Here is a 14,019-nt window from a genome sequence, read left to right as displayed (position 1 = left end):
TACGTCTCTACCCTCTAGTCAAACCGTAAAACTTGTTTTAAACTCTCCATATCAATAGGTTTAGAAATATAACCATTCATTCCCGCATTTAAGTAATCGTCCTCCATAGCCCCTGCAGTCATCGCGATAATATGGGGTTGTTTGTTGGGAGGATGATTTTTCCTAATCCAGCGGGTCGCTTCTAAACCATCCATCTTTGGCATTTGCACATCCATCAAGATAACGTCATAGTCTTGACGCTGTATTGCTTCGATAACTTCTAATCCATCGGATGCCACATCTGCTGAGTAGCCTATTTTCTTGAGGTTTAGTACGGCTACCTTTTGATTAATGGTATTATCTTCTGCTAAAAGTATTTTTAAAGTTTTAGTTTTTGACCATTGCAAGTTAAAACTAGATGGGATGACTTTATCTACTTGAGGAACTTCAGTGGTATTGGGAAGATTAATGGTGAAGTAAAAAGTTGTCCCCATACCCATTTCACTTTCTACCCACATTTCCCCTCCCATGGTTTCGGTTAATAACTTACTAATAGTTAAACCTAGCCCCGTACCGCCATATTTCCTATTAATAGAAGAATCTACCTGAGTAAAAGATTCAAATAAAGAATGTTGTCTTTCTTTGGGAATACCAATGCCAGTGTCTTCAACAGCAAATTGAATTTTATACTCACTATCGAGATAATTATTCTCACTATCCTTGGTGTGATTAATTTTAAGACCGTTAACTATTAAACTTACTTTTCCTTTTTCAGTAAATTTTAGGGCATTTCCCAAAAGATTAACCAAAATTTGACGGATACGGGTTACATCTCCCAAGAATATTTTAGGAATTTCAGAGGCATAAAAATAATTAAAATCTAAGTTTTTCTTTTGAGCTTGAAACTTTAATAAATCAAATACACTTTCAATACATTGTTGAAGATTAAAGGCTTGGATTTCTAAATTTATTTTTCCTGATTCTATTTTAGAAAAGTCAAGAATATCATTGATAATAGTTAACAAACTATCGCTACTACTGCGAATTATCTCGACAAAATTTCTTTGTTCTGGGGTTAATTCTGTATCTAATAATAAGCCTGTCATACCAATTACCCCATTCATGGGAGTACGAATTTCGTGGCTCATCATGGCGAAAAATGCACTTTTAGATTTGGTGGCACTTTCGGCAGTTTCTTTCGCTTGGACTAACTCTTGCTGGATTTTGATGCGATCGCATATATCACAAATAAAGCCGTGCCAAACAATACTACCATCGGGCTGTTTGGTGGGGGTTGCCTGTGCCGAAATCCAAATAATACTACCATCTTGGCGACAAATTCGATACTCACAATACCAAGGAGTTAATTTTGTGGCGGATTCTTGCGTAGATTGATTAACCAATTCTAAATCTTCGGGATGAATTAAGTTAAGCATAGGACTGGCATCTTCTACTACATCCTCTGGCTTCAATCCGTATATTTCTTGAATGGCATTACTGGCATAGGGAAGGCAAGAAGTACCATCGGGGTTAAGGCGATATTGATAAATTAACCCAGGAATGTGCAAGGCAATTTGATCTAATCTTTGCTTAAATTCTATCAGTGCTAGTTCCGTTTGACGGCGATCGCTTATATCCGTTATCATAGCCAAAGCTCCGAGATATTCTCCCCTTTCATTAAGATTGGGAGTACTAGAAACGATCGCCCATGAATCAGAGCCATCTTTGCGACTAAATCGGAAATCATGTTGTTCTTTAATACCCTGAGCTCTTTGTTTTAAATACTTTTGAGCTAATTGTTGGGCTTCTGCATCCATAAAATAAAATAAAGGCTTACCCAACATCTCCTCTGGACTATAACCCAACATCTGTGCCATTTGAGCATTCACAAAGTTGGTTTTACCCTCCTTATCAATCATCCAAATCCCTTCGGTGGTGGTTTCTACGATACGGCGATATTTTTCTTCACTATTTTTGCGCTGGGTAATGTCAATAATGGTACCAAAATAACCAGTTATGTTTCCTTCTTCATTTTTTATACTGACTCCATGACCAGAAACCCAGAAAATTTCTTGAGTTTTTTGATTCACAAAACGATAGTCAGAGATGAAAAGAACATCATTAATAATTGACTGATGCCACTCTTCAAAAACTCTATCTTTATCCTCTGGATGTAATGCCTTTGCCCAACCTGTACCCATGGCATCTTCATATTCCATGCTGGTCATTTTGAGCCATTGAGGATTAACATAGTGACATAATCCCTGCTCATCGGTTTGAAAAATTCCCACAGGAGCATTATTCACTAAAATTCTGAACTTTTCCTCACTTTCCTTGAGAGCCGTTTCAATAATTTTTCGGTAATCAATATCACTATGGGTTCCAATAAATCTTACTGGTTTGCCCTCTGAATCTTTTTCTATGACTTGCCCTCGATCTAAAATCCATTTATACTGACCATTTTTACAGAGCATCCGATGCTCATTTTGATAGATGTAGGTTTCACCTTTCAAATATTTTTCAATATCCCCATAGCAAGAGTCTATGTCGTCAGGGTGTACTCTATCGCTCCATTCCTCGAGGCGATCGCCTATTTCCTCATCTTCAAAACCCAACATTCGTTTCCACTGCTTAGAAAAATGTACTTCATTGGTTTGAGGATTCCAATCCCAAGTACCATCCCCAGAGCCTTCTACCGCTAATTGCCAACGGGCTTCACTTTCCCTCAAAGCCTGTTCTGTTTTTTTGCGCTCGGTAATATCGAGAATCGTTGCTAAAAATACTTCCTGATTTTCTTCTTTGATTAACTGCAAATGAACTTCTACGGGATAAAAAGTGCGATCGGCTCTTTGATGAATGGTTTGATATATTAATGAATCTTTTTCCCCAGTGCGTAGAGGTTCTATTTTTTTTTGAAATTGCCCCCAATCAAGCTCTGGTTTAATATCCACCATAACTATTCTCTCTAGGGTTTCCATATCGTACCCCAAGTTATCCATAGCTTTTCGATTGGCATATAAAATGCGTAAGGTATCGGCAGAAAAAACTATAACTTCATTCAGGCTTGATTCTAAAAAGTAAGCTAAACGATTATTTTGAGCTTGAATATTTTTATTTTCTGTCACATCTACGATCAAGTCTTGCTTATCAGAAGCAACTAATGGAGGATTAAAAGATCGAGTTTTTCTGGTATTAATGGTTTCTAACAGACTATTGGGAGTAATAATACCAATTCCCTTGCCGTCGTCATCCACAATGGGTAAAATCTTGATTTTCTCTTGGGAAAACAGAGTAATTAAATCATCAATATCCTCTAATTCATTACTTTGACGAGAGACAAATTTTTTGGTCATTACTTGGGAAACTGAAACGGATTCCAAAGGTAATTTTTGAGCCAACCATGAAATTATATCTTCTGGATAAATTAATCCTACTAGACAATTATTCTCTTCTACAAACGCACAGCTTGATTGTGGAGTTGCTTTTTTGCTCTCATCATCCACACTGTTTTTCTGGTTTATCTTTTCAATAACTTTAATAAGTTTTACATCAGATGCAACAATGACAACATTTTTTTGAATGTAGGACGGTGGTAAATTCATTGTTTGTTAATAGCATGGGCATATCTTGTAATGGTATATTATGAAAGAGTATATAGAGAAAATAGATCAAAAAAGCCCCCGCAGGGGCATAAATTAAGTCAATTATTTGTTGGCACGGGGTTGAATGACTCCAAAACCACCATGATTTCTAATATAGATTACGTTAATCTCATTGCTTTCTTTGTTACGGAACATATAAAAGTCATGGTCAACTAATTGTAGTTGCTCTTTGGCTTCATCAATGCTCATGGACTCCATGGCAAAGTATTTCATTCTGACTACTTCTTCTGGTAGTTCCGCGTGGCGATCGCCTATTAAACTACCTTCCACTGGTTTATCTTCGATGGCCTCCACGGTTTTTTCCACGGGGTGAATTTTCTTGTCGAGATTTCTTTCTTTATATTTGCGCAATTGACGAGTAATTTTGTCGGAAACTAAATCAATACTGGCATACAAACTTTCACTATCTTCTTGCGCTCTGATGATGGTACCGTTAGCATAAACAGTGACTTCGGCTTTGTGTTTATTACTGATACGAGCGTTACGGGCTACAGATAAGTGAACGTCAACTTTACTAGCTAAATTTTGGAAATGTTTAACTGCTTTTTCTAATTTTTCCTCCACATAATCATGGATAGAATCAGTGACTTCGATATTGTTTCCTTGAATTAATAGTTTCATAATTTATACTCCATTTTACGCGCAATATTAATATCTCAACTTAAGTATTTTGTTGGATATTTTTTCATTTTTTCTTTTAACAAAAACTAAAAGAAGTTAGCTAGTTTTGTCTTTATCGTATCTAATCTACATGGCTTTTAGCTATATAAGACTTTTTTTCTTGACTATTTTTTTTCTTGATCATGTATGTTTTAAGGCTTAGATATAACTATTAAACAATTGTTTATTAGTTAATAATTCCTCCTTTTTTCTCTATACTAATACCATAACACTTTTATGATCTAAAAAGCACCTATTTTTAACTTATTTTTAGGTTTACTCTTTTTGTGTAAAGTTTGATTACAAAAGCTCTCTGTTGTAACAAATTGTCTCTATTCTCCAGAAAATAAGAGAAAGAATTAACGGTTTAAAAGCTCTGGAATAAACCACAGACAATGAGTAATGGATCCGGTCATAAGTGATGAAAGTTTGAAAAAAAGAGTTTTCCCTGATATTTTGAAGAAATATTATTAATATTTATTTACATTAACTATGTTTAAAACAACTAAATTGTGTGGAATTATTGTGAGCAGTGCCGTATGGGCGATCGCCCCTAACTACTCCAATAGTACAACAAAATTCGTTCAGGCTCAAAACCAACCCCTAAAAATTGTTTATCCTCCCAATAACCATCAAACCCTTGCTCCATCAATCTTTTTAATCGGTTCAGCCCCCCAAAATGCCACCGTATCAGTAAATGGGCAGAATATCGATACATCAGCCCAAGGATTTTTTGCCCCTAGTTTCCCGTTACAGATGGGAGAAAATACCTTTGTAATTCGTTCTCAAAATCAAGAAATCAGGAAAGTAATTACGAGAAATTCTGGCGAACCCAGTCAGGAAGATTTAAACAGTTTAGCCCCTAATTTACTTTATCCCGCCGTTGACATAGCCCGATTACCCGATGAATTGGTGTGCTTCGAGGCGATCGCCCCTAAAAATGCCCAAGTATCGGTCAGATTAAGCCAAAATACTATTAATTTACAACCCAGTGAAACTGTCGTAAATCTCCCACCTAATTACGCTGTTTTAATAGCAGATAATACCCCAGAAGTAATGGGCGATCGCCCATGGACAGCCATGAAAGGATGTCAACAACTCGACACCGTTGGTAGGGTAGAAAATCCCGTCTTTGTCATGGAATATCAAGGGCAGACTATTACCCAAAACCAAGTGGGAAAAATTACAACCCTCTCCCCCCAAAACCTGAGAGTTATAGAAGTTACCGCCAATCAAGGAGTATCCCGCACAGGCCCTAGTACCAATCATTCTCGCCTTACCCCCCTACCCCAAGGCACCCAAGCCCAAGTAACAGGCACAGAAGGAGAATGGCTCAGACTTGATTATGGCGCATGGATTAGGGAAAATGAAACCCGTACCCTAAGCACCCAAGCCCCCCCCATCAGTAACATTCGCAGTGTCAACTCCCGCACTACCTCCCAAGGTACAGAAATTATCTTCCCGTTACAAAATCCTGTACCCATCACCATCACCCAAGCTGATGATACCTTTACCCTTTCTCTTCATAACACCATAGCCCAAACCGACACTATCCGCTTCGATGATAATCCCCTCATTCGTCGCCTCGACTGGCACCAAGTAAACCCCACCCAAATTGACTATATTTTTCGCCTGAAAACCTCTCAGCAGTGGGGCTACGATGTCCGTTATCAGGGCAATAATTTAATTTTGACCCTAAACCACCCTCCCACCATTTCATCGCCAGAAAACCTACGGGGAGCGACCATATTATTAGATCCAGGCCATGGGGGTGATGAGTTGGGGGCAGTGGGGCTTAATGGTTATCCAGAAAAGGAAATTAACCTTGTTATTTCTAAGTTAATCGCTCAACGGTTGAGGGCAAAGGGGGCGGAGGTGGTTTTTACTAGGGAGGATGATAGTTTTGTGTCTCTGGGCGATCGCATGGCGACGATTGATAGGGTTAAACCCACCCTTGCTTTATCCATCCATTACAACGCCCTACCCGATGCAGGAGATGCCATTAATACCAAGGGTATAGGAATGTTTTGGTATCATCCCCAAGCCCATGATTTAGCCATCTTTTTGCAGGATTACTTAACTACTAATTTAAATCGTCCTTCCTACGGAGTTTTTTGGAACAATCTCGCCCTCACTCGTCCTCACACCGCCCCTAGTCTTTTATTAGAGTTAGGCTTTATGATTAACCCCGAAGAATTTGAATGGATAATTAACCCCCAAGCCCAAGAGGAATTGGCTGATGGGGTTGCCGATGGAGTTGCTCAATGGTTATCGAAAACTAGGTAAATAGAAATTTAATTCATTTTGTCTCCCTATTGCCCACCCCCACGGGTGGACTTTTTGATCACAGCCTAAGATAGTATGGAGTAATAAAACTTAAACTTTATTTATGTTTATTAATATTTATCAACCAGACAAGGTGAAAAAGTTTGTTGAGGATAAGATTTTATTCGGCAATGAGCTTACCCCTGAATTGGCAGCTATTTTAACTGTATATTTTGTTCAAGGTATTTTAGGTTTGGCGAGGTTGGCGGTTAGTTTTTTCCTGAAGGATGAATTAATGTTATCCCCTGCCCAAGTATCGGCTTTGATGGGGGTGGCAGCTATTCCTTGGATTACTAAGCCCATTATTGGCTTTTTTAGTGATAGTAAGCCTTTGTTTTCCTATCGTCGTCGTAGTTATCTGATTTTATCAGGTTTTCTAGGGGCGATCGCCTGGTTGAGTTTAGCTACCATTGTAAGCAGTGCCTGGGGCGCTACGGTTGCCATTTTAATGACTTCTTTATCCGTTGCCATGAGTGATGTAATCGTGGATTCTGTGGTGGTAGAAAGGGCGAGGAATGAATCTCTGGAAACCGCTGGTTCACTACAATCGGTGACTTGGGGTTGTTCGGCATTGGGGGGTATTATCACTGCTTATTTTAGTGGTTTATTATTGGAATATTTCAGCGCTTCTCAGGTGTTTATGGTTACGGCTTGTTTTCCTCTTATTGTGGTAGGGGTAGCATGGTTTATCATCGAAAAACCTGTCACTGAAAAGGAAGAAACTCCCACCGCTTGGGGGCAAACCAAGCAACTATGGCAGACTTTAAAGCAAAAAACTATTTTAGCCCCTGTAATTTTTATCGCCCTTTGGCAAAGCACCCCTAGTGCTGACTCTGCTTTTTTCTTTTTTACTACTAACGAGTTAGGATTTCAGGCGGAGTTTTTGGGTAGGGTGCGCCTTGTTACCAGTGTTGCTTCTTTGATAGGGGTACTTTGTTATCAAAAATGGCTCAAACAAATTTCTTTTCGGTTAATGTTGGGATGGAGTGTGGTGTTGTCTTCTTTGTTGGGGATGACGAGTTTAATTTTGGTTACTCATTTTAACCGTACTTTGGGTATTGATGACCATTGGTTTAGTTTGGGTGATAGTTTGGTGTTGACGGTGATGGGACAAATTGCTTTTATGCCTGTGTTGGTATTGTCTGCCCGTCTTTGCCCTGAAGGTATCGAGGCGAGTTTCTTTGCGTTATTGATGTCGATTTGGAATTTGGGTGGGTTGATTTCCCATGAGTTGGGGGCGTTGTTAACAAATTGGCTGGGAGTGACAGAAACTGATTTTTCTAATCTGGCTTTGTTGCTTTTGATTACTAATTTATCTAGTCTATTACCTCTATTTTTGATCAATTTTTTACCTGATTATGATCCTCAAGATGTACCTTCTGTTAATCTACCCATGGCGGAAGTTTATGAACATCATAGCCCTGGGGCGATCGCCTCTAATGATATAATGCCCGAAGTGGTTTTATCTTCTGGTAATCGTCGCAAGAATAAATAGAGCGTATTAGAAGTTATTGAGTTAGGTAGGTAATCGTTTTTTTACCATGGTGGGCAATGCCCACCCTACCTGAGAAAATTATGAAATTCTATACTACTATTGCAATTGTTTCTGGTGTGATCCCTTTTTTATCAATTCTTTGGTCTCAAACTTATAATAAATCTGATTCTGTTGATTTTGATCCCGCAATGCTGCATGAAATGGAAAATTACTTCAAACAAAAATTATGTACTCAAATCATGATTGATCAAAGTAACGGTCATAATATAGAACTTCCAGAAGATTGTCCTGCTCACTAGCACGGAAATAATGACTGCACTTTATACTAATTGCTCTTAAGCATTTTGTCTCTTGATTAGAATAAAAAAATTGCCGTTTTTTCCGACTTTTCGTGGTTATTTTACTCAGGTTGTGATATGCTTATAATATAATGGAAAGCTTTGTAAAAATAAGTATAAATAGTCAGATTTCTATTATATAAAAGATACTTTTATCTTCGCCCAAAAAAGGGCAAAAGTCAATAAAAAAAGGAAATTTGTTAATAATTTGTAACAAAAGACAAGCATAAACTTAAACCCTTCCCTATTGACTGGACTTACAAAAAGCTAACTAAAATGGGACTTATTTTTTTAGAAAAATGCTCTTGGGGATAGTGTTTTGCTTCTGATATTTTCTTTAATGTAATATTAGGATTTGCTTTGGCAATGGCTTCTACTGGCTCAATATTAAGCCAAGGATCATCTATTCCCCAAAAAATTAGACAAGGTTTTTCCCATGTTTTTAACCCCGCTTCAATTTCTTTCATACTATCAAGAAACTGCATTCTTCTAACCATTGTAACCATAGTTCTACCAGCCAAAGAAGAAGTTATAATGGGTTTACGATAGTAGGCTAAATTTTCATCAGAAATGACATATCCTGCACCTTTTTCGAGGGTACGATCTACAAATAAAGGATCTTGGGTTATCATATCACCAAGGAAAGGAACGCCACATTGTTTGATTAACCAAGGTACTTTTGCACTGGTAGAAATAGGACTATTTAGAATAATTAATTTATCAATTTTGTCTGGATTTTGGAGGGCATATTGAATGCCAATAGTAGCTAAAAATCCTTGGATTACTAAGCTAATTTTTTCTACTTTAAAAGCATCAATAAATTCTTTTAAAGCCTCAATGTAGGCTTCGGGAGTGTAGGCAAAATCTCTTTTGTCTGGTTTATCAGAGTTCGCCCATCCTAACCAATCAGGGGCGATCGCACTGTAGCCAGATTCAGCTACAAAGGGCATGATTTCCGTCCAACAAAAACTCTGGGATGGTAAACCATGGAGAAAAAAAACGGGGCTTTTATCTGTTTCTTGAACGGGAAAACAAGAACGAAAAAACCATTCTACATTACCTACTTTTCTTTTATTTTCTACTATTTTCATTATACTTTTATTTATTTTTATATCTATTTTTCTAACTCTTCAGTTTATCATTTAATCAGAGTAAGGAACAGGGAGCGGGGAATAGGCAACGGGTAAAAGGTAACAGACAAGGGATAACAGGTAATAGGCAAGGGGCAACAGGTAATAGGCAAGGGGTAACAGGTAACAGGCAAAGGGCAACAGGTAATAGGCAAGAGGCAACAAGTAATAGGCAAGGGGCTTAAGCCCCTTGTTAAGAATATAATTTCTTTATTAATGTCGCCTTTTAATTAGTATATTATTATTAAAACAATATTTAGCATAGATGATGTCTTTGGAGATAAAATACGAGGAATTAGAGGCAATTATTTTCGATTTGGGGGGAGTTATTATCGAGGTAGAGATGGGTTATCCCTATGATTATTTTGCTCAACATACTTCTGGGGATAAAGATATTTTAATTGAAGATTTAAGGGCGATCGCTCTTAGCTATGAAATAGGAAAAATAGGAGATGAAGAATTTATTAATCAAGTAAAAGAAACTACCAAATTAAATAAAACTGACGAAGACATAAAAATAATTTGGAATGGGATGTTAGGGCAAGTACCATCAAAATTAGGGAAATTATTACATAAAATCAAACAAGAGAAAAAAACCTTTATTTTAAGCAATACAAACCCTATCCATATAGAAGAAGTAGAAAAAAGATTTAAACAATCCATTCCAGAATATCCCCTAGAAACATTATTCGATAAAATTTACTACTCCTATGAAATAGGATTACATAAACCAGACCAAAAAATATTTGAATATATAATCAAAGCCCATAACCTAATACCCCATCGCACCCTATTCATAGATGATAATATCCATAACGTGAATAGTGCCAAAAAGTTAGGCTTACAAACAATACACATGAATCCCCCCATGAATTTACCCCATGTCTTTTCTTCTCTCTACCAAGAAAATAAATAACCTTATCGACAACCAAGCAAAAAATAACCCATAGGGTTTTGCGAGAGAAAACCGTTTGAATATAAAATAAAACTTTCACCACCCACGAAAAATGAATCCTAGCGTATCAAATCCCCTCAGCCAATGGCGAAAAACAAGCCTCATCGGTAAAAGCGTAGGTTTACTAAGTAATTGGCATCACACCAGTTATTTATTGCAATATTCAGATGCGATCGCCTCTATGCTGGTATGTATATTATTAATATTAGCCCCCTTTTCCAGCACTACCTTCATTGGGGTAATGTTACTCGCCATTAGCAGCTTTTGGCTACTGCTTACCATCGCCGAAACCAACCCCAATCAAATTACCAGCATTCACCTGTGGATATTCTTTTACTGGTTAGCCTCTATTATTTCCACCGCCTTTTCCCCCCTCAAAACAGCCTCCTTTTCAGGATTAGTAAAATTTAGTCTTTATCTCGTATTTTTTGCCCTATGTGCAAGGATATTTAAACATAAAAAACTTTTAGAATGGATAGCCACCACTTATCTCCTCATTTCCCTTATTGTCAGTGGTTACGGTATTAGACAAAAAATAATTGGTGTAACCCCCCTTGCTACATGGACGGATACAACATTGCAAACCGCTGATTTGACAAGGGTTTATAGCTATCTAGGCAACCCCAACCTTTTAGGAGGTTATTTACTTCCTGCCGTTGCCCTTGGTTTAGGGGCATTAATCATGTGGAAAACTTTACCCCAAAAAGCCCTTGCCTTAGTGATAGTCGTTACCAATATCACTTGTATTTACTTTACAGGAAGTAGAGGAGCATGGTTAGCATTAATTGCCCTATTATTTACCTTTTTACTAGGGTTAAATTATTGGTGGGCGGAGTATCTTTCTCCTTTTTGGCGTAAATGGTTAGTGCCGATAATTTTGGGTATATTTTCTCTTTTTATTATTACTGCCATTATTTTAGTTGAACCTTTGAGGTTAAGAATTTTGAGTATGTTTTCGTGGCGGGGAGACAGTAGTAACAACTTCCGTATCAATGTTTGGTATGCAGTATTTCAAATGATGCGAGATTACCCCATCACAGGCATAGGTTTGGGTAATCAAGTTTTTAACCAGATTTATCCTTTGTATATGAAAACTAATTTTACCGCCCTAAGTTCCTATTCTATCTTTTTAGAAATTCCCCTCGAAACAGGAATTATTGGCATTACTTTTTTTATGGGTATCCTTGTATCTGTGTTAAAAAGGGCAATGGCAGAAATCAAAATATTTAAGGAAGCAAATAATACCATGGGCATTTGGATAATTGCCAGTCTTGCCGCTTTGGTAGGTTTAGCCACCCAAGGGGTATTTGATACCGTCTGGTTTCGCCCTCAAATCAATACTCTATGGTGGTTATTAATTGGGATTATTGCCGCTTATCCTCTCAAGGCAATGGACAACAGAAAAATTGACAATTAACCATAGACCATGGACAATTAGGGTTATTCTGGCATTGCTAAATTTGGAATAGTATTTTGAAGTCAAAACAACAATATTTTTTCTTTATCCATGAACGATGTTTAATGGAATGTAGAAGTTTTTCAATAACTATCATTAGGCAAAAAGCACTAATACATAAAACTTTTAAAGTAAACTATTCCCCACCTTCATGACTTTACCGTTTCATCAAAACCTATCTATCTTATTAGTTGGTTTGTATTTAGGCATTCTTATTCTTGTCTCCGAAATCCTACGGCGTTATTATCAGGCGAATTCAGAAATAACTAGAAAAATTGTTCACATCGGGGCAGGTCAAGTTATCCTGTTAGCATGGTGGTTAAATATTCCTAGTCATCTAATTTTACTGGCATCTATCGGGGCGAGTATTGTGGCAATTCTTTCTTATTTTTTACCAATTTTACCTAGTGTTAATGGGGTGGGTAGAAAGAGTTTAGGTACTTTATTTTATGCTTTAAGTATTGGCATTTTAACCTTTTTATTTTGGGATAAATCTTTACCGCAATTTACCGCTATCGGTATTTTAATCATGACATGGGGAGATGCTTCGGCGGCTCTTATCGGACAAAAATGGGGCAAAAATAAGTATCAGTTTCTTAGGAGTACAAAAAGCTGGGAAGGTTCGTTTACTATGTTTGTAGTAAGTGCGATCGTTATTTTGATCATTTTATTTTTTGTTTATCCTTGGCAGTATTATTTTGTAATAGTTGCTTTGTTAACTGCTTTAATAGCTACCATTTTAGAAAGTTTTTCCATTGTTGGTATCGATAATTTAACTGTACCCGTTTTGAGTGCAATTTTTTGCTACTATTCATTACATTTTTTTATTTAAAAAGAGGATTAATTTTATGTTCCATATATCTATAAAACAAGATGATTATTTAACTTATATTTTAGAAGATAGGGAAAATAATTCTCGCTTGGAGGTTGTACCAGAAAAAGGAGGTATTATTACGGCATGGAAATTGAATGGGCAGGATATATTTTATTTAGACAAGGAAAGGTTTAAAAATCCTCAATTAAGTGTCAGGGGAGGTAATCCTATTTTGTTTCCTATCTGTGGAAATTTGCCCGATGATATATTTGCCTATGGGGGAAAGGAATACCAATTAAAGCAACATGGCTTTGCGAGGGATTTGCCTTGGGAGGTTGCTTCTCAATCCACGGATGAAGCGGCAGAAATAGTCTTAACATTGACTAGCAATGAGGAGACTTTATCAGTTTATCCCTTTGAGTTTGAGTTGAGTTTTACTTATCAGTTAGTAGGAAATAGATTGATAATTAAACAGCAATACCATAACAAGTCAAACCAAGTAATGCCTTTTTCGGCGGGATTTCATCCTTATTTTTGGTGCCAAGATAAGAATAGTTTAGATTTAGATATTCCTGCTTCTGAATATACCAATAAGGCAGGGGACAAAACTTTTCCTTTTTCTGGAGAACTAGACTACAATCAAGATGAGATTGATATTGCCTTTAAAAAGATTACTGCAGATACTGCTTCTTTTGTTAATCATACAAGAAATATCAAGGTATCATTAAAGTATTCTGAGCTTTTTTCTACCCTAGTTTTTTGGACTCTCAAAGGTAAAAATTACATTTGTCTTGAACCTTGGAGCGCCCCCAGGAATGGTTTAAACACAGGAGAAAAGATAACTAACCTTGAACCTAATACAAGCTGTGAGGGGTATTTTGAAATCAAAGTTAGTAACGTTTAACTTTACTTCTCAGAATTTATGGGTCGCCTGAGATTCGAACTCAGGACCAATCGGTTAAAAGCCGAGTGCTCTACCGCTGAGCTAGCGACCCTCATCGCTTCAACTTAATTTAGCGACATTAACTATACTAACGAAGTTTTTTTAAAGATGCAAGTTTTTCTGAGATCTTTTTTAAAGATTGATATGCTTTGGAACTTTGTTGTTTAGTCTTGTTTTAATCATACTACACACAAACCACTTTTTAGGGAAAGAGTTAGTAGAAAGTTATCAAAAATTTAAACTACTGTTAAGGTAGAATGTT

At 37.0% G+C, this 14,019-nt stretch carries 10 protein-coding genes and 1 tRNA gene; 7 read left to right on the top strand and 4 right to left on the bottom strand.

The window, feature by feature from the left end:
• Nucleotides 1-14 precede the first annotated feature (14 nt).
• Complete coding sequence (locus tag A5482_RS06145; protein WP_069790418.1) at nt 15-3,581, bottom strand: PAS domain S-box protein; 3,567 nt, start codon at nt 3,579-3,581, stop codon at nt 15-17.
• Between the two features lie 102 nt (nt 3,582-3,683).
• Nucleotides 3,684-4,262, bottom strand: coding sequence for a ribosome hibernation-promoting factor, HPF/YfiA family (hpf, locus tag A5482_RS06140; protein WP_069790419.1), 579 nt, complete (start codon nt 4,260-4,262; stop codon nt 3,684-3,686).
• Between the two features lie 531 nt (nt 4,263-4,793).
• On the opposite strand from hpf, the gene A5482_RS06135 reads away from it, so the two are divergent.
• The 3 genes from A5482_RS06135 (at nt 4,794) to A5482_RS06125 (ending at nt 8,420) form a co-directional block, all read left to right on the top strand.
• The gene (locus A5482_RS06135) at nt 4,794-6,587 is read left to right on the top strand and encodes an N-acetylmuramoyl-L-alanine amidase (RefSeq protein ID WP_446684825.1); all 1,794 of its coding nucleotides are present in this window, start codon (nt 4,794-4,796) and stop codon (nt 6,585-6,587) included.
• Between the two features lie 103 nt (nt 6,588-6,690).
• A complete protein-coding gene (locus A5482_RS06130) occupies nt 6,691-8,121 on the top strand; it encodes a folate/biopterin family MFS transporter (protein WP_069790420.1) in 1,431 nt (476 codons plus the stop codon).
• Nucleotides 8,122-8,177: 56 nt separating this feature from the next.
• Nucleotides 8,178-8,420 (top strand): hypothetical protein, encoded by a 243-nt coding sequence (locus A5482_RS06125; protein WP_069790421.1) that lies wholly within the window; start codon nt 8,178-8,180, stop codon nt 8,418-8,420.
• A 296-nt stretch (nt 8,421-8,716) separates the two neighbouring features.
• On the opposite strand, the gene A5482_RS06120 is transcribed toward A5482_RS06125, so the two are convergent.
• Nucleotides 8,717-9,550, bottom strand: coding sequence for an alpha/beta fold hydrolase (locus tag A5482_RS06120; RefSeq protein WP_069790422.1), 834 nt, complete (start codon nt 9,548-9,550; stop codon nt 8,717-8,719).
• A gap of 304 nt (nt 9,551-9,854) precedes the next feature.
• On the opposite strand from A5482_RS06120, the gene A5482_RS06115 reads away from it, so the two are divergent.
• The 4 genes from A5482_RS06115 (at nt 9,855) to A5482_RS06100 (ending at nt 13,718) form a co-directional block, all read left to right on the top strand.
• Complete coding sequence (locus A5482_RS06115) at nt 9,855-10,505, top strand: HAD family hydrolase (protein ID WP_242411923.1); 651 nt, start codon at nt 9,855-9,857, stop codon at nt 10,503-10,505.
• Nucleotides 10,506-10,596: 91 nt separating this feature from the next.
• Complete coding sequence (locus A5482_RS06110) at nt 10,597-11,961, top strand: IctB family putative bicarbonate transporter (RefSeq protein WP_069790424.1); 1,365 nt, start codon at nt 10,597-10,599, stop codon at nt 11,959-11,961.
• Between the two features lie 190 nt (nt 11,962-12,151).
• Nucleotides 12,152-12,832 carry a diacylglycerol/polyprenol kinase family protein gene (locus A5482_RS06105; protein ID WP_069790425.1) on the top strand — a complete coding sequence of 227 codons (681 nt, stop codon included), beginning with the start codon at nt 12,152-12,154 and terminating at the stop codon, nt 12,830-12,832.
• A 16-nt stretch (nt 12,833-12,848) separates the two neighbouring features.
• A complete protein-coding gene (locus tag A5482_RS06100; protein WP_069790442.1) occupies nt 12,849-13,718 on the top strand; it encodes an aldose epimerase family protein in 870 nt (289 codons plus the stop codon).
• 19 nt (nt 13,719-13,737) lie between these two features.
• On the opposite strand, the gene A5482_RS06095 is transcribed toward A5482_RS06100, so the two are convergent.
• Nucleotides 13,738-13,809: transfer RNA gene (locus A5482_RS06095), tRNA-Lys, on the bottom strand.
• Nucleotides 13,810-14,019: the final 210 nt, after the last annotated feature.

It is taken from the genome of Cyanobacterium sp. IPPAS B-1200, from assembly GCF_001747005.2.
GTDB lineage: Bacteria > Cyanobacteriota > Cyanobacteriia > Cyanobacteriales > Cyanobacteriaceae > Cyanobacterium.
Note: the sequence above shows the minus strand (reverse complement) of the source record. Positions and strands in the feature narration are given on the sequence as shown.

Bases quoted from the DNA above. Each gene is read 5' to 3' on its own strand.
- A5482_RS06125 (WP_069790421.1), top strand. From the start codon at position 8,178: ATGCCCACCCTACCTGAGAAAATTATGAAATTCTATACTACTATTGCA.
- A5482_RS06120 (WP_069790422.1), bottom strand. From the start codon at position 9,550: ATGAAAATAGTAGAAAATAAAAGAAAAGTAGGTAATGTAGAATGGTTT.
- A5482_RS06100 (WP_069790442.1), top strand. From the start codon at position 12,849: ATGTTCCATATATCTATAAAACAAGATGATTATTTAACTTATATTTTA.
- A5482_RS06115 (WP_242411923.1), top strand. From the start codon at position 9,855: ATGATGTCTTTGGAGATAAAATACGAGGAATTAGAGGCAATTATTTTC.
- A5482_RS06105 (WP_069790425.1), top strand. From the start codon at position 12,152: ATGACTTTACCGTTTCATCAAAACCTATCTATCTTATTAGTTGGTTTG.
- hpf (WP_069790419.1), bottom strand. From the start codon at position 4,262: ATGAAACTATTAATTCAAGGAAACAATATCGAAGTCACTGATTCTATC.
- A5482_RS06130 (WP_069790420.1), top strand. From the start codon at position 6,691: ATGTTTATTAATATTTATCAACCAGACAAGGTGAAAAAGTTTGTTGAG.
- A5482_RS06135 (WP_446684825.1), top strand. From the start codon at position 4,794: ATGTTTAAAACAACTAAATTGTGTGGAATTATTGTGAGCAGTGCCGTA.
- A5482_RS06110 (WP_069790424.1), top strand. From the start codon at position 10,597: ATGAATCCTAGCGTATCAAATCCCCTCAGCCAATGGCGAAAAACAAGC.
- A5482_RS06145 (WP_069790418.1), bottom strand. From the start codon at position 3,581: ATGAATTTACCACCGTCCTACATTCAAAAAAATGTTGTCATTGTTGCA.